At 40.2% G+C, this 16802-nt stretch carries 21 protein-coding genes, 1 tRNA gene and 2 riboswitches; of the genes, 13 read left to right on the forward strand and 9 right to left on the reverse strand.

Annotated features, from left to right (window positions below):
- Positions 1–80: 80 nt before the first annotated feature.
- Positions 81–254 carry a hypothetical protein gene (locus KQ486_RS13040; RefSeq protein ID WP_216687891.1) on the reverse strand — a complete coding sequence of 58 codons (174 nt, stop codon included), beginning with the start codon at positions 252–254 and terminating at the stop codon, positions 81–83.
- A 174-nt stretch (positions 255–428) separates the two neighbouring features.
- On the opposite strand from KQ486_RS13040, the gene KQ486_RS13045 reads away from it, so the two are divergent.
- From KQ486_RS13045 to KQ486_RS13065, 5 genes are all read left to right on the forward strand, one after another.
- Entirely contained in the window at positions 429–851 is a 423-nt protein-coding gene (locus tag KQ486_RS13045; protein ID WP_375713329.1) for a MarR family winged helix-turn-helix transcriptional regulator, read from the forward strand.
- A gap of 11 nt (positions 852–862) precedes the next feature.
- On the forward strand, positions 863–1804 hold the full coding sequence (locus tag KQ486_RS13050) for a ring-cleaving dioxygenase (protein ID WP_216687893.1): 942 nt from the start codon (positions 863–865) through the stop codon (positions 1802–1804).
- A gap of 19 nt (positions 1805–1823) precedes the next feature.
- Positions 1824–2807, forward strand: a complete 984-nt coding sequence (locus KQ486_RS13055) for a ring-cleaving dioxygenase (RefSeq protein ID WP_420791267.1) — start codon at positions 1824–1826, stop codon at positions 2805–2807.
- Positions 2808–3060: 253 nt separating this feature from the next.
- Positions 3061–3990 (forward strand): AEC family transporter, encoded by a 930-nt coding sequence (locus tag KQ486_RS13060; RefSeq protein WP_144162235.1) that lies wholly within the window; start codon positions 3061–3063, stop codon positions 3988–3990.
- 15 nt (positions 3991–4005) lie between these two features.
- Positions 4006–4182, forward strand: a complete 177-nt coding sequence (locus KQ486_RS13065) for a hypothetical protein (RefSeq protein WP_186278583.1) — start codon at positions 4006–4008, stop codon at positions 4180–4182.
- Positions 4183–4258: 76 nt separating this feature from the next.
- Here the strand turns inward: KQ486_RS13065 and KQ486_RS13070 are convergent, their stop codons facing one another.
- Positions 4259–5575 carry an O-acetylhomoserine aminocarboxypropyltransferase/cysteine synthase family protein gene (locus KQ486_RS13070; protein WP_216687895.1) on the reverse strand — a complete coding sequence of 439 codons (1317 nt, stop codon included), beginning with the start codon at positions 5573–5575 and terminating at the stop codon, positions 4259–4261.
- Positions 5576–5589: 14 nt separating this feature from the next.
- A complete protein-coding gene (gene metX, locus KQ486_RS13075) occupies positions 5590–6639 on the reverse strand; it encodes a homoserine O-acetyltransferase MetX (RefSeq protein WP_216687896.1) in 1050 nt (349 codons plus the stop codon).
- A 94-nt stretch (positions 6640–6733) separates the two neighbouring features.
- Positions 6734–6844, reverse strand: a riboswitch (SAM riboswitch).
- A 466-nt stretch (positions 6845–7310) separates the two neighbouring features.
- On the opposite strand from metX, the gene KQ486_RS13080 reads away from it, so the two are divergent.
- Positions 7311–7760, forward strand: a complete 450-nt coding sequence (locus tag KQ486_RS13080) for a cupin domain-containing protein (protein ID WP_246569338.1) — start codon at positions 7311–7313, stop codon at positions 7758–7760.
- A 355-nt stretch (positions 7761–8115) separates the two neighbouring features.
- On the opposite strand, the gene KQ486_RS13085 is transcribed toward KQ486_RS13080, so the two are convergent.
- Positions 8116–9270: an MFS transporter gene (locus KQ486_RS13085; protein ID WP_216687897.1), complete on the reverse strand. Its 1155-nt coding sequence runs from the start codon at positions 9268–9270 to the stop codon at positions 8116–8118.
- Positions 9271–9371: 101 nt separating this feature from the next.
- On the opposite strand from KQ486_RS13085, the gene KQ486_RS13090 reads away from it, so the two are divergent.
- Positions 9372–9977: a hypothetical protein gene (locus KQ486_RS13090; RefSeq protein WP_216687898.1), complete on the forward strand. Its 606-nt coding sequence runs from the start codon at positions 9372–9374 to the stop codon at positions 9975–9977.
- Complete coding sequence (locus KQ486_RS13095) at positions 9970–10476, forward strand: DUF1648 domain-containing protein (protein WP_216687899.1); 507 nt, start codon at positions 9970–9972, stop codon at positions 10474–10476. The genes KQ486_RS13090 and KQ486_RS13095 overlap by 8 nt, the downstream gene beginning before the upstream one ends.
- Positions 10477–10552: 76 nt before the next feature.
- Here the strand turns inward: KQ486_RS13095 and KQ486_RS13100 are convergent, their stop codons facing one another.
- Positions 10553–10750: a hypothetical protein gene (locus KQ486_RS13100; RefSeq protein WP_216687900.1), complete on the reverse strand. Its 198-nt coding sequence runs from the start codon at positions 10748–10750 to the stop codon at positions 10553–10555.
- A 93-nt stretch (positions 10751–10843) separates the two neighbouring features.
- Between KQ486_RS13100 and KQ486_RS13105 the strand changes: the two genes are divergently transcribed.
- The 3 genes from KQ486_RS13105 (at position 10844) to KQ486_RS13115 (ending at position 12491) form a co-directional block, all read left to right on the forward strand.
- The gene (locus KQ486_RS13105) at positions 10844–11314 is read left to right on the forward strand and encodes a hypothetical protein (RefSeq protein WP_144162049.1); all 471 of its coding nucleotides are present in this window, start codon (positions 10844–10846) and stop codon (positions 11312–11314) included.
- Positions 11315–11438: 124 nt separating this feature from the next.
- Entirely contained in the window at positions 11439–11855 is a 417-nt protein-coding gene (locus tag KQ486_RS13110) for a DUF1801 domain-containing protein (RefSeq protein ID WP_216687901.1), read from the forward strand.
- Between the two features lie 78 nt (positions 11856–11933).
- Positions 11934–12491, forward strand: coding sequence for a hypothetical protein (locus KQ486_RS13115; RefSeq protein ID WP_216687902.1), 558 nt, complete (start codon positions 11934–11936; stop codon positions 12489–12491).
- A 77-nt stretch (positions 12492–12568) separates the two neighbouring features.
- Here KQ486_RS13115 and KQ486_RS13120 read toward each other — a convergent pair whose 3' ends face one another.
- The 3 genes from KQ486_RS13120 to KQ486_RS13130 form a co-directional block, all read right to left on the reverse strand.
- Positions 12569–12883 carry a DMT family transporter gene (locus KQ486_RS13120; RefSeq protein WP_216687903.1) on the reverse strand — a complete coding sequence of 105 codons (315 nt, stop codon included), beginning with the start codon at positions 12881–12883 and terminating at the stop codon, positions 12569–12571.
- A 2-nt stretch (positions 12884–12885) separates the two neighbouring features.
- Positions 12886–13221 (reverse strand): DMT family transporter, encoded by a 336-nt coding sequence (locus KQ486_RS13125; RefSeq protein ID WP_216687904.1) that lies wholly within the window; start codon positions 13219–13221, stop codon positions 12886–12888.
- Between the two features lie 102 nt (positions 13222–13323).
- A riboswitch (guanidine-I (ykkC/yxkD leader) is annotated at positions 13324–13420 on the reverse strand.
- 43 nt (positions 13421–13463) lie between these two features.
- The gene (locus tag KQ486_RS13130; protein WP_216687905.1) at positions 13464–14861 is read right to left on the reverse strand and encodes a sodium/glutamate symporter; all 1398 of its coding nucleotides are present in this window, start codon (positions 14859–14861) and stop codon (positions 13464–13466) included.
- A 602-nt stretch (positions 14862–15463) separates the two neighbouring features.
- Between KQ486_RS13130 and KQ486_RS13135 the strand changes: the two genes are divergently transcribed.
- Positions 15464–15766, forward strand: coding sequence for a hypothetical protein (locus KQ486_RS13135; RefSeq protein WP_216687906.1), 303 nt, complete (start codon positions 15464–15466; stop codon positions 15764–15766).
- Positions 15767–15810: 44 nt separating this feature from the next.
- Here KQ486_RS13135 and KQ486_RS13140 read toward each other — a convergent pair whose 3' ends face one another.
- Positions 15811–16233 (reverse strand): hypothetical protein, encoded by a 423-nt coding sequence (locus KQ486_RS13140; protein ID WP_216687907.1) that lies wholly within the window; start codon positions 16231–16233, stop codon positions 15811–15813.
- A gap of 166 nt (positions 16234–16399) precedes the next feature.
- On the opposite strand from KQ486_RS13140, the gene KQ486_RS13145 reads away from it, so the two are divergent.
- Positions 16400–16471: transfer RNA gene (locus tag KQ486_RS13145), tRNA-Ala, on the forward strand.
- Positions 16472–16802: the final 331 nt, after the last annotated feature.

A 16802-nucleotide genomic window follows, 5' to 3' on the forward strand; every position in this document is an offset into this window, starting at 1 on the left:
ATTGAACCGCCGTATACTGAACGGTACGTACGGTGGTGTGAGAGGACGGAGGCTGGAAGCCTCCTCCTACTCGATTGGATTTATCGACTCGATAACTGCTGGAGTGCTTTGTTCACTTGTAAAAATCCAATCCCTGAAACTAAGGCACCTGAAGCTCCGATAATGGCTGCAATTCCAATATCTCCATACATCATCGAACCTAAAAGAATACCGACTACACCAATGATGATTAAAGTAATTCCAACTGCTTTCATGTAAAAGCCCCCTTTTCTTTATTGTAATCGAACCGTCTGGAAATAGTAAGGATACCAAAAACATAAGGGTTGTATTTCGAATAATTATCTTGTAGAATTATTATTAATTAGAGATAAATGAATTTGAGAAATATTAAGGGAGTGATATATTTGATAGATGAACGAGACGAGGAAATGTCATTAAAATTGTTTGTTGTTTTGACACGTGCGTTGGATGCTATTCAAAAGCGTGTCATTGAAGATATTAAACATTTAGGATTAAATCCGACTGAATTTGCGGTTCTTGAGTTAATTTATAACAAAGGGGACCAACCCATTCAGAAAATCGGTGAAAAGGTTTTGATTGCAAGCAGCAGTATAACGTATGTTGTCGATCAGTTGGAGAAGAAAGAATTGCTTGAAAGGAAGTTACATCCGAATGATCGTCGTGTGAAATTAGCAACGATCACTCAAAAAGGCAAGACGCTTATGGATGATGTATTTCCATCGCATAAGAAAGGGTTACAAGAAATCTTCGCAGGACTTGGTGTGAAAGAAAAAGAACAGCTCATTGAGCAATTGAAAAAACTCGGGATACATGCTCAAAACTTAAGTTAGGAGGCGTGAGTATGGCAAAACAAACGAGAGGAATTCACCATATTTCAGCCATCGTCGGTCATCCGCAAGAAAACGTCGATTTTTATGCAGGTGTACTTGGATTGCGATTAGTCAAAAAAACGGTTAACTTTGATGACCCGGGTACGTATCATTTATATTTTGGTGATGAAGAGGGAAGTCCAGGCACGATCATTACCTTTTTCCCTTGGGCGAATGGTCGTAAAGGAAGAATAGGAGATGGTCAAGTAGGTGTGACGACGTATGTTGTGCCAATAGGGTCATTGGAGGATTGGAGAAAACGACTGGAAAGTTTCCAAATTTCAATTAGAGAAACGGAACGCTTTGGTGAAACGTATTTGCAATTTGATGACCCACACGGACTTCATCTTGAACTCGTTGAACGTGAGGCTAGAGAGAATAACTTATGGGAATTTGATGGCATCACGCCAGGTATGGCGATTAAAGGATTTGGCGGGGGCATTTTATATTCATCCAATCCGACTAAAACGGCCAATTTACTTGAAGACCAGATGGGTTTAACGGAAATCGATGCGGATGATGAATATATTCGTTATCAATCGCAGGCAGATATCGGGAACATCATTGATGTAAAAATGGCATCAAATGACCGAGGCATGATGGGTGTAGGAACAGTGCACCACATTGCATGGAGAGCAACTGACGATAATGACTTAAGAGACTGGCAAGAACATTTACATCAAAGTGGATTCGGCGTCACAGAAGTCAAAGACCGAAACTATTTCAACTCTATTTATTTTAAAGAGCACGGTGGAATTCTGTTTGAAATGGCGACCGATTCCCCAGGTTTCGCGATTGATGAAAATAGAGATGAGCTTGGTAGTGAATTAAAGCTACCGCCTCAGTATGAAAATCTTCGCGATCAATTAACTGAATCATTATATCCAATTGAAGTTAGAAAGCGATCGAAATAAATTTATGGAGGAATTTTTAATGGAACAATTAAAGGGCATGCACCACGTAACAGCCATTACAAGCAGTGCGGAGAAGAACTATGAATTTTTCACATATACGTTAGGTATGCGCTTAGTGAAGAAGACAGTGAACCAAGACGATATTCAGACGTATCATTTATTTTTCGCGGACGATCAAGGGAATCCAGGAACAGACATGACATTCTTTGATTTTCCTGGTATCCCTAAGGGACAGCACGGAACAAACGAAATCGCCAGAACATCCTTCCGCGTACCAAGTGATGAAGCACTTGATTATTGGGTGAAGCGATTTAATCGCCTAGAAGTTAAACACCAAGGAATTCAAGAACAATTCGGCAAGAAAATACTTCCGTTCGTTGACTTTGATGACCAACAATATCAGTTGATTTCTGATGAAAACGATAACGGGGTTGCACCTGGAACGCCATGGCAAGACGGCCCAATTCCACTGGAATATGCAATCACTGGTTTAGGCCCGATTATCGTCCGCGTTGATGACTATGAATTTTTCAAAAAAATGATGGAGCAAATCTTGAAATTTAAGGAAATTGACAAGGAAGATTCATTCCATCTATTTGAAACGGGTGAAGGCGGAAATGGTGGCCAAATAATCGTAGAATACAACACGGTTTTACCAAGGCATCAACAAGGTTACGGAACCGTTCATCACGCCGCATTTCGTGTTTCAAACAAAGAAAAACTGGAAGACTGGATTAACCATTTCCAAAAAGTTGGATTACCGAACTCTGGATTCGTTGAACGATTTTATTTCGGTTCATTATATGCTCAAGTCGCACCACAAATTTTATTTGAAATTGCGACAGACGGACCAGGATTCATGGATGACGAGCCATACGAAACACTTGGTGAAAAACTAGCATTGCCACCAAAATTGGAACCACAATGTGAGGAAATTGAAAAAATGGTTCGCCCGATTGACACAGTCAGAAGTACGAAGACGTTCGAAAAAGAATATGAGTAAAATGGAGCCCAACGTCATGTTGGGCTTTTTTGATATGAGGGTAAGGCACATATATTTTTAAGTTAGTCACATATATCTTTAAATTGGGATCATATTTTTTGATGAGGGGTTCATAGATCAATGAAATAGGGCCAAATAGATGTTTACAGGCCCATATTTTTCTTATTTAGGCTCATATCATTCCATCCCGCCTAACCTCAACAGCTAAATTATGGTAAGATACAGGTAGAACAAACGAAGGTATGGATTGATCATGCAAATTTTATTCAATATTATTATGGGTATCATTTTACCATTGCTAATCTTAGTTGCGGTCGGTGCATTATTGCAGCGAAAATTTACGTTAGATTTAAAGACATTATCAAAGATCTTGACGTATTTACTGTTACCTGTTGTCGCATTTGTCAATATCTACGAGAGTGATATCAACTTAAACGTTCTCTTTGATGTCTTGTTTTTTCAAGGAATTTTATCCATTTTACTAATGATATTTTCGTATAGTGTCGTCAAATTACTTAAGCTTGATAAAGGGATGTCAGCGGTTTACAAGAATAGTGTTGTATTGATCAACTCTGGAAATTACGGAATACCCGTCAGCCAGATGATTTTTCACCAACATCCACTAGGGATGACCATCCAGATTATCGTGATGCTTATTCAAAATTTCATTACGTATACATATGGTTTAATGAATTCAGTTTCTGTTCATGCAAAAGGAAAAGGGGCTGCTTTCGGTCAATTTCTGAAGCTTCCGATGTTATATGCTTTGTTATTGGGAGTGGTTTTGAAAGCATTGAATATCAGCATCCCAACGGTTCTATGGCAACCGCTAGAAAACTTATCGGACGCTTTTTTGGCCATTGCTTTGTTGACACTTGGTGCGCAGCTTGCCTATGTCCAGTTAAAAAAGTTTAATAAACTTTTATTGTTGTCAATCCTTGGTCGTCTGTTTGTTTCGCCAGCTTTGGCGTTAGGGCTGATTTTTATTCTCGGATTGGATGGTATTGTCGCACAATCATTGTTTATCGCTAGTTCTTTTCCGTCCTCAAGAAATAGTGCGCAATTCGCCTTGGAATTCGATCATCATCCAGAGTTAGCTGGCCAGATTGTTTTGGTTTCTACAATTCTAAGCAGTTTGACTGTTGGTGTCGTGATCTATGTTGCTGAAGTGCTATTTGGATAATGGAAGGTGAAGGTAATGAAAAAAGTTTTAACAGATTTGACTTGGGTTGTGCTTCAATTGTCCGCGGTGATTGCTGCATTCATTGGCGTTCTTTTAGCCGGGAATGGAAATGGTTATTGGGTTTTTTTCATCGTTTTGACCTCTGTTTTGACGTTTTTGGCAATTACACGTGCTACTAAACTGGCTGAATAAATTTATAAGAAAAAATTCGTAGTAGTTGGATAGAAAAACGACAACCGAATATAGTGGTTGTCGTTTTTCTTTTTGTTTATACGGTTGTTGTTTCTGTGTTCGATGTTATCCCTGTAGCTTTGGCAATAGCTTGCTCTAAGTCATCGATTAAATCATCGACGTGCTCAATGCCGACAGACAAGCGAATTAAATCTTCTGTTACGCCGGAAGCTTTGAGACCCTCTTCATTTAACTGCTGGTGCGTTGTACTCGCCGGGTGAATGATTAAGCTTTTGGCATCCCCAACGTTTGCGAGGTGAGACCATAGATTCACCTGATTGATTACATCAGCACCAGCTTCATACCCACCCTTAATGCCAAAGACGACGACAGAACCCGCGCCTTTTGGAAAATATTTTTTTGCAAGCTCAACGGATTCATGGTTTTCTTGTTCCGGATACGTTACCCAATCGACAGCGGGGTGAGACTCCAAGTAGTCAACGATCTTTCGCGTGTTTGCAATGTGTTCTTTTAGTCGAACATGAAGCGTTTCAATGCCTAAGGCGATCTGGAAAGCATTGAAAGGACTTAATGCAGCACCGGTATCACGCAAAACCTGTACGCGTGCTTTTGTAATGAAGGCAGCTTCTGGTAAAGCTTCCGCATAAACTAACCCATGATAGCTAGGATCAGGCTGTGTGAAACCAGGGAATCGTTCCGAATTCCAGTCAAAATTCCCACCATCGACAATGATTCCACCTAATGTTGTACCATTTCCACCTAACCATTTTGTTGCCGAGTGGACGACGATGTCAGCGCCGAAGTCAATTGGACGACAGAGATAAGGAGTTGCGAAGGTATTGTCAATGATGAGCGGCACGCCGGCTTTATGTGCGATTTTAGCGACTCTTTCAATGTCTAAAATGTTTAAACCGGGATTTCCGATTGTTTCGGCAAAAATGGCTTTCGTTTTTGGAGTGATGGCCTCTTTAAAATTCTCTGGATCTTTCGGGTCGACGAATCGAGTAGTAATGCCATGTTTCGGGAATGTCGTCGCAAACAAATTGTATGTCCCACCATATAACGTTGAGGCTGAAATAATTTCATCGCCAACTTCCGCTACGTTGAAAATTGCTGCTGTGATTGCCGCCATTCCACTGGAAAGCGCCAATGCACCGACACCACCTTCCAATTGAGCAACTCGTTCTTCCAATGCGCCGACTGTCGGATTTCCAATTCGTGTATAGATATAGCCTTGCTCTTTTAAGCCAAACAAATCAGCTGCATGCTCTGTGTTATTAAATTGGTAAGCATTCGTTTGATAAATCGGCAATGCACGTGAACCGGTTGCCGGGTCTGCTTCTAGTCCTCCATGAATACTGACAGTTTCCAAACGATAATTTTTCTTAGTCATGTAAATCGCTCCTTTTAATTTTTAATAGTTTCTAAAGACATTGATTTTTCTTGAATAAAAGGTCCCCATTTTTCAAACTCAACCAAAAAACCATCATGGCCGAAAATGGTTTCGACCTCGTGATATTCTGAGTAGGCTCCGGCTTTTTCGAGATCTTTCACGAAGCGCTTAATTTTTTCTGGTGGATAGAGAAGATCATTTTGAAACGCCAAAGCAAAGATAGGTACATTGAATTGCTCAAGTACTTGTTGATAGCTCCCTCGACCACGGGTGATATCGTGTCCGTTCATCGCATCCAATAATCGAATGTAACTATATGGATTAAAGCGGTTCGCAAGTTTTTCGCCTTGATAATTTAAGTAAGATTCTACGTCGTACACGCCATTTTGTTGCTGTCTGGAAAATCGCTTGCTGAACAATTCTTCCGGTCGATAAGTGACCATGCCAACCATTCGTGCCAAATGTAATCCATCTTTTGGTTGCTCGCCATTTTTTAAAGCCTGATCTCGGAGAATGGCTTGCTTCGCGATATGGTTAAAGGCAATCGCATAATCTGAAAAAACAGGTGTGACCGCGATGGGGAAGATTGCCTCCATGTAATCGGGGTACATTAATCCCCACTCTAAGACTTGCATTCCACCTAAAGATCCACCGATGACTGCTTTCAATTGGTCGATGCCTAAAATGTTGAGTGCAACAAATTGGGCCTCAACTAAATCGCGAACGGTCAATGTTGGGAATTGATCTTGATAAGGTTCGCCATTGGGCTGTGATGAACCCGGTCCGGTCGAACCATCACATCCACCGAGCACATTAAACGTAATTACTTGGTAACAGGCGGTATCGATATAACCACTTTCATGAATCAATCCACGCCACCAACCAGGCTTCGTATCTGTCCCTACAGCAAATTGGTTTCCAGTTAGTGCATGACAAACGAGAATGGTCGGTGCATCGATCGGACCACATTGTTCGTAGGCAAGGTGGATCTCATCCAATTGTTCGCCGCTTTCCAAACTGAAATTTGGAATGGAAACTGAACCATGCTGCACAGTCTTTGTCATTGATGTTCTCCTTTCATTTTGATCTCACGGTATTAAAAAGACCTCCCTGCTTTGAGCAGAGAGGCCAGAATATACGATGTCGACATTTTGGTCCCTCTCATCTCTCAAAGCAGATTTGCTTTGCTGGAATTAGCACCTTTTAAAACCGTTGTTTAAAGGTTGCCGGGCGTCATCGGGCCAGTCCCTCAGCCACTCTCGATAAGAGTTTAGAATATTATTTAATTTTGAATTAATTGTAATGTTAGCACGCTAAAGTAGGAGTGTCAATGTGTAATCGAGAAAATTTATTTTCATGTGATCAATAGGTTTTGAACCTTCTTTATTGTCTCTATCCCCCCGAACGGCTATGAAAATATCGCGGAAAGTCCTATAGAAGGCCTCTATCCTCCCGAACGGCTATGAAAATGTCACGGAAAGTCCTATAGAAGGCCCCTATCCCCCCGAACGGCTATGAAAATATCGCGGAAAGTCCTATAGAAGGCCTCTATCCCCCCGAATGGCTGAGAAAATATCGCGGAAAGTCCTATAGAAGTCCTCTATCCCCCCGAATGGCTATGAAAATTTCATGGAAAGTCCTATAGAAAAAATCACCGTCATTGAAAGCCGATAATCACAAAAATGGTTATTCGCATAGGTTAAACTGAAATATATTTTTGAAAGGAAGTTGTTTCATGAATTACGGATACCCAAACCATCCATATAACCATTCCATGCCTGATTGTGGTTGTCACCCGTTTGTCGTCAATATTGCCGGTGCTACTCGTGCTAACCAAACGTTTCGTACAGCAATCTGGACGGGAGAACATTTTCAAGTGACGTTGATGACCATTATGCCTGGTGACGATATTGGCTTGGAAATTCATCCAAATACGGATCAATTTTTACGGATAGAAGAAGGGCATGGATTTGTTCAGATGGGAGATTGTGAAGATCAGTTAGATTTTTGTACGGAAGTCGGACCAGGGAATGCAGTGATGGTCCCAGCAGGTAAATGGCACAACATGACAAACATTGGTCCAGTTCCATTAAAACTGTATTCAGTTTATGCGCCTCCTGAGCATCCATACGGAACGGTACATGCAACAAAAGTAGACGCGATGGCAGAAGAACACGGGTATTAAAAAGGCGGCACACATATCAAGCGCGTAAGTAGTCTGGAACAAGAGAAGTGCATGTGAAATGCATTTCTCGTTACATAGAGGGACTGACCGATGAAAGTTATGTCATCACGAACAGAGGGAGTTACCTGATAACCTTATACTTGGAGTTTCAGAAACTGGACTTGATTTTGAGACACTGATCTTCCGTGTTAAATTGCTAGGCTTCAATGTTAATATGTAGTTCTTCAGTGTTGACGGGCCAACCTTCAGTGTTAAATCACTAACCTTCAGTGTTAATCCACCTACTATCCGTATTTAAGGAGCACCTAGAAAAAATAAAAATCCACGCCATTAGACGTGGATTTTTTCGAATCAATTATGCTTTTTTCCCGTAAGGCAAGAGGTGGTAAAGCGTCATGAGGATTGTGCCACTTAAAGCGATGAATCCTAATACAAAGTACAATGTCGATCCACCGTATTGGTCAATAATTGCACCACCAAGCAAGGAGCCGATTATTCCTGATACACCGAAGAAAACGGCGTAGAAAATAAGGTGCCCGGTAGACTGCAAAATACGTGGAATTAATCGTGTGACATAGTCCATTGCGGATAAGTATAAAATTCCGAATGTTAGTCCGTGTAAGAATTGCAATCCAATAATCATCCAATAATCATCGACGAGAGCAAATAAGAACCAACGAAGCGTGTAGATTGCTCCAGCTAAAATTACGAAGATCAATGTATGATACTTTCTAAACCATCTTCCAGCAAAGAAAAACACAATTGCTTCACTAATGACTCCAACAAACCAAGCAACACCGACGTAAAAGTTGGAACCGCCTAGTTGAGCAATATATAAACCGATGTAACTATCATTCGCACGGTGTGATACGGTTAAAAACATCATAAAAAATAGAAAGAAGATAAAAGGCTTATATTTTAATAAACTAGCTGCATCTTTGAAGCTGACGGGCTCTTGTTCGACCTTCACATCTTTCACTCGAAAAGTGACGAACAAAGCGATTAACGCAAAGGCTAAATAAGGCCAAAGCATATATTCCACACCGTAAATCGTGAGTACTAACCCAATGGCAAGTGAAGATGTCGCAAAGCCGACAGATCCCCAAGTACGAATCGTCCCGAATGAAACCCCGACATCATCTGCACGGCGTTGCGCTAAACTATCACCAAGTGCGCCAATTGGTGTTGAAAAGAAATAAAATAAAAATCCGAAGAAAATAAGTAAGTAAAATTGCGTGACACTTAAGAAAATCGAGCTGAATATAATTAATCCAAAAATACAAATCAATAAAAATCGTTTAACGGTTTTATGCTTGTCACTCATATAGCCCCAAAAAGGTTGGGATATAATTTGCGCAAGCGGGCCGACCGCCAACACAAATCCGATTTCTGACCCTGTTAATCCTCGTTCAGCAAGGTATAATGGTAGATAACTAATAATAATTGTATTGGTTGCATGAAAGGCAAATAACAATGCTTTCAGAGGTGTCAACGATTGTTGTTCTGACATAAAATCACATATCCTTTAATTAGATTGACTAAATTACTATAACTCATTTTCAAGGGAGTTTCCAGAAACATAATTTCGAATGAAAAAAAGGTGGAATATCCATGGCGATCAATTATCGCAAGTGCCCAGCGTGTGACTCAACGAATGTCATTCCGATTGTATACGGTGAACCCGATTCTTATTTAGCCCTGGAAGCCGATGAAACAAAAGTCTTATTGGGCGGCTGCGTAATCATGCCAAATTCACCCGAATATCATTGCCGCAATTGCGAGAATGAGTGGACCCGTGAAGATTCGATTATTCACGCTTATGAACAAATTGATCAATTGGAAATGAGAATAGGTAGTTTTTCAGATGGGCACACGAATATCATGATAGATTTCGTGAAGCAAACAATTGAGATTAGCCATAGTTTTATAGAAGAAGACTCATTTCAAAGGAAATTAACAGACGACGAAATAAAAAACATTCGTTTTAGGTTGCGGTGGACCGGTATTTTAAATTGGAGAAGACGATATTCCAACCCTCGGATCTTGGATGGTCAGCAGTGGGAAATAACTTTGTATAGAAGTCGAAATCGTCGAAGTATAAAGCGGTCTGGCGACAACCGGTACCCCGACCAATGGAATGAATTTTGTGAGTTATTGAGAGACATAACAGGGGAAGAATTTCATTATTCAACAAATGAAGGAGATAATTATGATTGAAAAAGACTATCGACCTAAATTAGATATACCGAAAACGGCATCAGAAAAGTTATGGGACATTATTGGCTATACAGCTTTTCTTGGCTCGTTGGTTTTTCTGGGATTTGTGTGGGGAGAATTGCCAGATGAAGTTCCAGCACACTATAACGCCAGTGGGGAAGTCGATCGGTGGGGATCTAAGTACGAGTTATTCATTTTACCGGGAATTGGCCTTTTTATTTTATTACTGATGCAGTTGTTTGAACGCCATCCAGAAACACATAATTATCCGGAACGAATCAATGAAAAGAATGCACGTGAGTTTTATATAAATAGCCGTAAAATGATTAATCTAATCAAAAATCTGTGTTTAGTAATATTTTCATTGATTTTAATTGAGTCGGTGTCTATTGCGATGGAGTGGACAGAAGGATCAGGTCCATGGTTGTTTATTTTATTAACTATTAGTGCGTTTGTTCCGATTATTATCGGTATGTTGAAACAGCGAAAAATTCGATAACATTGAAAATAATTGAGAAGATGATGGACACCGAGTGATTCAACGGCTGGAAGCAATCATTCGATGTCTGCGCAAGCTATTCGATGGCTAGGGAACGGAATTCGATGTCTGCGCAAGCTAATTCGACGGCTTGCTGCGATAATTCGATGGCTAGAGAAGGGAATTCGACGGCTGCAAGTGAAAATTCGATGTCTTTCCAGTGAAATTCAACGGCTAGGTTTAAAATTTCATAAAAAAAGTCACCTGAGTGGAATCCATCAATCCCAAATCCCATTTAGGGCACGAGCCCCTTTTCGGCAGTACAAGGTGACGAAGCTTCCCTCAATGCATAGGATGATGTAAGCCTAGCAATTGAGGAGATGATTATATGAACCACTCAAACTTTGGTGGACCTTATCCACACCCAGATGACGAAAGGCAATGGGGAAACTTATTACAAGGACTTTTCGGTTTTGGAAATTGGGGGAATCAACCACCATTTGGACCACCCGGACAGGGAGGTAGACCACCAGGCCCACCATTCGGACCGCCTAGTGGAGGACCAGGAAGACCGCCATTTGGGCCGCCGCCAGGTCAAGGAGGAGATGGACCACCAAGCTCACCGCCACCATCATTTACACCGACCCAGCAACAGGTGAGTGTATATGCTGTAGATCCTGGTGGCATAAGAGGATGCCTTTACCGTTATACGTATGTTTGGTTGAATAACCGTCAACAGTTCTGGTATTATCCAACATTTGTCGGCAGAAATTCCATTGCCGGCTATCGCTGGATGGGCTTTTATTGGGCCTATTTTGGTATCGATTTAAAACGAATCGATTCTTTCCAATGTTTCTAAAAGAATAGAAGGAAGCCACATACATTGTGGTTTCCTTTTTTAATGTATTTCTTTTAATCTACATAAATTCAGAAAATAATGTATGTTAAAATAATAGTTAAGAAAACTAGAGGAGCTAGCCATTATGTATGAATTAAAGACAAAAGAAAACGATCACAGTGTCATCGAATTCATCGAAAGTGTAGAGAGTGAGAAAAAGAGAGAGGATGCTTATCGTTTGCTCGACCTTTTTACGGAAACATCAGGTTATGAGGCGAAAATGTGGGGAACAAGTATTATCGGATTCGGATCCTATCATTATAAATACGATACAGGTCATGAAGGAGATGTCCCATTGGTTGGTTTTTCACCAAGAAAAGCTCGGTTCTCCATATATTTAGCAACAGGCGATACGGAGAGAGAAGAATTGCTTGAAAAGCTGGGAAAGCACAAGGCGGGCAAGGGTTGTATATATGTGAATAAGCTGCAAGATATTAATACCGATATACTTAAACAATTAATTAATCAATCGATTGATTTTTTGAAGAAGCGTTATGAATAGATACTGTTGGAACGGTCATACAAAAATATGGTAATAGATAAAGATAGCGTACGAGCTTTATAGATGGAGGAATCATTCGTGGATGTGTTAACACGCGCCTATTTTGTCAACTTAGAATCTGATGAATGGGATTTACAGTATGAGGCATATCAAAGAATCTTAGAAATGACGAAGCAAGAAGTAGATTGGGCCTATGAAGTATGGGATGACATTGTACAAAATCTTTCAAATCGAGATGCTCATATACGTTCGCGCTGTGCTCAGCTATTGGCACACTTAGCAATCAGCGACCCGCAAAAAAGAATCCTTGGTGATTTTTCACTACTGTGGAAGGTGACAACGAGAGACCCGAAATTCATTACGAAAAGACATAGCTTGCAATCCATCTGGCGAGTCGGACTAGCCGGTAAAGAGCAAAAAGATCTGTTGTTAGAGCACTTCATAAAATGGTTTAAGCATTGTCATCAAGAGAAGAATTGTAGATTAATCCGTTCTGATCTGTTGCAAGGATTACGAAACCTTTACGAACAACAATCTTGTGAAAAGGTAAAAAAAGTCGCCCTGGAGTTAATTGAGGTTGAATCAGAAGAGGAATATCGAGAAAAATATAAAAGGATATGGGAGGGTTATAGGTAGGGCTCCTGGTATCCAGTGGTGTATGAAATCATCACACCACTGGATACCAGGAGTCCTGAAGGTGATCACATAATCACCTACGACACTAATCGTAACCCAATTGTCGCGCAAATAATGAGGAAAATAAAAAACATTCGTTTATAGCTTTTGGATTCACCATAAAAAATCATCCCCAAAATCGCTCCACCTGTTGCACCGATACCTGTCCAAACCGCATAAGACGTACCCATCGGCAATGTTTTCATTGCAAATCCGAGCAAGGAAAAACTAGCCGCAAAGGCAGCAGCGAGATAGAGCACCGAGCGTATATTCCTTTTTTGCTGGACGAGATTCATCATCATCACGCCGACCATTTCAAACAACCCACCGAAAATCAATGAGATCCATGCCATCGTTATTCAACCGCCTTTCCTTCTGCGTCTTCAACTAATTTGAGTCCAATAATGCCAACGAGCATCAATCCGATCAATAGCACTTTCGCTAAACTGAATGGCTCTCCAAAAATAATGAAATCCAATAGCACAGTTCCCGCCGTTCCAATACCGACAAAAACGGCATAAACCGTTCCAATCGGTAAATTTCTACCAGCAAGGATCAATAAATAAAAGCTGCCAATCATTCCAATCACCGTCAGTGACCACTCAATCATGGAATCTGCATATTTTAGTCCGACGACCCACATAATTTCAAAGAAAGCCGCTATGAGTACTTTCAACCAATCTTTTCCCATTTTTAATACCACCTTTTTACCAACGAATACGAGATTGTTCATATTATTAAGAAGGAATTTCGCATAATAAAAAGCCCGAGATTGCTGAATTGATGGTTCAGCATCTCCCGGGCTTTTGTCCCTCCGTGTCACAGAAAAACTGTGTGTTTTCTCTCGGACCAGTCTGGAATTTCACCACGGAACCCTAGAAAACATTCTTATATGACTTTAGTTTACATGAACTAATCATTTTCATCAAACCATTACTTCTTTCCAAAGTAGAATAAACCGACGAATAAGCCAATGAGGCACATCACAATAGCAAATATGAGAAATGGCCATGGTCCGAATTGGAATATTAACGGGACAGATAATGCTGTCGCTAAACCACCACCTAGAAACGGTTCATAAACGAGCTGTTTATACCCAAATGCTTCAAATGCAGGTGATTCGTTATCAGGATCGGCCACACGCATAAGCAACAAGCCGGTGGCAGTAACACCCATTGATTGCCCGAGATCACCAATACCACGCTCAAACCAATACGATGGAATGATTCGCGGAGCAAGAAACATAAACCCAAGAATGTTCCACGCAATCCCTACAATAGCTAGTAATAAGAATGGGATGAGATATTCACCGATGACGTCAATGGATACGGTCGCAATCGCTGTTACAATCAAAATATCCAAAGCAAATCCTTGAATGCGGTTCATCATTTTCCGGTCGATGACTTCCGCTTGGTCCAATTTGTTGAAAAATACTTGTACGATAATGCCACCAATCATTGCTAATGGGAAAAGTGGAATATACGTCATGAACCCTGCATCAAACGTAATGGATTCAAGCCAAATCAATAGTTGCAATACTAAATAACCTACTAAAATAGCTAAACCAACAATGGCAAAATGGAAGGATAGCGGCTCAATCGATTCAGGTCGCAACGTCATCTTAGCCGCAGGTTCACGGTTCTCAAATTCCATAATTCCTTTTTTACGTAATTCGCTAAATCCGTGAACATCATTAATGACTCTTGTTTTTTCTTTCCGGACCGCCCAGTTGATCAAAATGATCCCTGTGACGACACCGGCCAAAATACCTACTGTCGCTAACCCGATCGATAAATCATAACCTTCCGGGAAATTCATTTCTTCAAACGTATTTGCCATACCGGCAGCCGTTCCGTGGCCACCTTCGAAAGCGACTTCAATCAATGCACCTGCAATCGGTGGTACGCCAAAAAGGGGTCCTAGCACCAAGAGGACGAGCAAAATACCAACGACATATTGTCCCCAGCCAATCGCCCAACCAAAAGCAAGTTGTGGTCCACCGAAGTTCCAGACACGTTTTATACCAGGGATTACGGTGCCCAGAAACAATGTTGCAAAGACCACGTTAATCATTAAGCTAGGCAAGGCACTCCAAACTTCTAAAATATTTTCAGTCATGAGTCCATTTGTCCAAAAAGAATCTTGTCCAACAAAATTTCCGATGATTTTACCTAATACTTGAGGACCAAGGAATAATGCTAAAAACCCGCCGATGATGGACGAGGGAATAAATAACTTCTGTAACCATTCGACATGTACACGAACCCACTTACCAATCAATAAAAAGATAGCTAAATACAAGAACGCAAAACCAATCTGTTCGGGCGTCATAGATCCCTTACTCCCTTCATTGCTGATAATCTAACTTGTCTCTTCCCCGAAAATGTGCAAATCAAACTGAATGCAGTTGGGGAGGGATTTGTTGGTTAATGAGTCATCCATATGATGGGATACAAGGGATAAACATAAAAGCGGAGGAAAAGGACATTAAAAGAAGGTTGAAGCCGAGCGAAAAATTTTAAATCGTATCACGTTATTGGATTCTATAGGACATTTTGCGATGATTTTACGTCCGTTTGAGGTATAGAGAGCTTCTATAAGACACTTCGAAAGAATATCATGGTGATTCGGGGTTATAGAAGCAGTCTATAGGACATTCCGAGAAGAAAACAGATCCGTTCGGGGTTATAGAGAGCTTCTATAGGACATTCCGAGAAGAAAACAGATCCGCTCGAGGTCATAGAGGCCATCTATAGGACATTTAAAATAGTATTCTCGTTCATTCGAGGTTATAGGGAGATTTTAGTAGAAAATGAATCCTTCAAAGTTTCAAAAAATCGATGATTACACTGCCATATTTCATCACAAGGATTTTTAATATGTTCTATGATAGAATGATGGGTGGAATGAGAAACTAACAGGAGGTCAATAAGTTGTCTAAACAGTTAAAAATGATTTGGTCGTTAATGATTCTAGCGGCTATCCTTGGGTTAGGTGCACAGCCTTTCGCTCATTTGATGAATGCGTTGGTTGAAGTAAGTCCATTGTTTTATCTATCTGTGTTTTCTGCAATCAGCGTCGTTTTGTTTTTAGCTGCTATTGGCTTAGGTTTTGCCTTTGTGTCATCAAAGAAAATTAAGGATATCCAATTCGGTGTCTTTTTTGGTTTTTCATTTTTGGTTGGAGGAATTAGTTTATTCTGGATTGTATTTACAATGATTCATTGGACACAATAGTTTGTCTGTAAATCGTGTTAAAGATGATTAAATATCTTTATCCGTCAATATAGATACGGTTGTAATTCAAACACATGACCTACATACAGATATATAAGGTAACCCAATAAGATAAATAAAGCGACTAAGCCAAATTGATTCATCGATGTAGGTTTTTCTTTGATTGTTTTGATGGCTAAAGGAATGGTCAATAGTGTAGTTGCAATGGTTAAAAGTGTTTGCTCAATCCTATTCACCAGGATAGAAACACTTAACTCATCTTCGTGGGCCAATTGATTGGGGATTCTTTCATAAGGTCCCCAAACAATTTCGCCTATGCCATTTTTAACAACGACTTCTTTTTTGCTGACTATGTAATCATAAATATAGGGATAAAATTGATGGGCTGCCCAAATTTCATAAATGAAGGCGCAAATAAGCAAGTAACTTACGATGAACAACCAATTTTGTTTGAATTTTTTTAGCAATGAAATCACCCCGACCGTATATACCTATTCCTTTTAAACGATTGTAATTCCTGCAACGGGGACGGATTTTTCTAAATATGTATAATCCTTTGGTGATCTTAAATTCACCAAGTTGTCATTTACAATCAAAAATTCTATGATATAATCATTTGTGGAAATAACAAACGGGGCCATAGTTCAGCGGGAGAATGCTTCGCTGGCAGCGAAGAGGTCGAGGGTTCGAATCCCTCTGGCTCCATAAAATAATATTATGTACATATCACTAGACTCAAGCTGAAACTGGCTTGAGTTTTTTTATTTGGTTTACATTTCTATTATTATCAACCAAATGAACTGTTATGTAGATCGTTTCAATAAATGTTATAAAACACGAACTTTTAAATAAAAAAAGAACCGGACTACGAGTTGAAGTATGTAATGTTCGGTTTTTACTCCGTTCAATGTTTTTGTGATGGTAACTTATATACTTTAACTTTAGGTCTGGAAGGTAGAATTCATCTACTGTATTCCAGGCCTTTTTGTTTCGAACCAGAAGACTTGTTTATCAACGAACAAACATTAAGGGGGAA

The sequence above is a fragment of the Allobacillus halotolerans genome (assembly GCF_018967645.1).
GTDB classification, from domain to species: domain Bacteria; phylum Bacillota; class Bacilli; order Bacillales; family Alkalibacillaceae; genus Allobacillus; species Allobacillus halotolerans.

Coding starts and splice junctions, on each gene's coding strand:
- KQ486_RS13040 (WP_216687891.1), bottom strand. CDS start 254: ATGAAAGCAGTTGGAATTACTTTAATCATCATTGGTGTAGTCGGTATT.
- KQ486_RS13045 (WP_375713329.1), top strand. CDS start 429: ATGTCATTAAAATTGTTTGTTGTTTTGACACGTGCGTTGGATGCTATT.
- KQ486_RS13050 (WP_216687893.1), top strand. CDS start 863: ATGGCAAAACAAACGAGAGGAATTCACCATATTTCAGCCATCGTCGGT.
- KQ486_RS13055 (WP_420791267.1), top strand. CDS start 1,824: ATGGAACAATTAAAGGGCATGCACCACGTAACAGCCATTACAAGCAGT.
- KQ486_RS13060 (WP_144162235.1), top strand. CDS start 3,061: ATGCAAATTTTATTCAATATTATTATGGGTATCATTTTACCATTGCTA.
- KQ486_RS13065 (WP_186278583.1), top strand. CDS start 4,006: ATGAAAAAAGTTTTAACAGATTTGACTTGGGTTGTGCTTCAATTGTCC.
- KQ486_RS13070 (WP_216687895.1), bottom strand. CDS start 5,575: ATGACTAAGAAAAATTATCGTTTGGAAACTGTCAGTATTCATGGAGGA.
- metX (WP_216687896.1), bottom strand. CDS start 6,639: ATGACAAAGACTGTGCAGCATGGTTCAGTTTCCATTCCAAATTTCAGT.
- KQ486_RS13080 (WP_246569338.1), top strand. CDS start 7,311: ATGAATTACGGATACCCAAACCATCCATATAACCATTCCATGCCTGAT.
- KQ486_RS13085 (WP_216687897.1), bottom strand. CDS start 9,270: ATGTCAGAACAACAATCGTTGACACCTCTGAAAGCATTGTTATTTGCC.
- KQ486_RS13090 (WP_216687898.1), top strand. CDS start 9,372: ATGGCGATCAATTATCGCAAGTGCCCAGCGTGTGACTCAACGAATGTC.
- KQ486_RS13095 (WP_216687899.1), top strand. CDS start 9,970: ATGATTGAAAAAGACTATCGACCTAAATTAGATATACCGAAAACGGCA.
- KQ486_RS13100 (WP_216687900.1), bottom strand. CDS start 10,750: ATGGGATTTGGGATTGATGGATTCCACTCAGGTGACTTTTTTTATGAA.
- KQ486_RS13105 (WP_144162049.1), top strand. CDS start 10,844: ATGAACCACTCAAACTTTGGTGGACCTTATCCACACCCAGATGACGAA.
- KQ486_RS13110 (WP_216687901.1), top strand. CDS start 11,439: ATGTATGAATTAAAGACAAAAGAAAACGATCACAGTGTCATCGAATTC.
- KQ486_RS13120 (WP_216687903.1), bottom strand. CDS start 12,883: ATGGCATGGATCTCATTGATTTTCGGTGGGTTGTTTGAAATGGTCGGC.
- KQ486_RS13125 (WP_216687904.1), bottom strand. CDS start 13,221: ATGGGAAAAGATTGGTTGAAAGTACTCATAGCGGCTTTCTTTGAAATT.
- KQ486_RS13130 (WP_216687905.1), bottom strand. CDS start 14,861: ATGACGCCCGAACAGATTGGTTTTGCGTTCTTGTATTTAGCTATCTTT.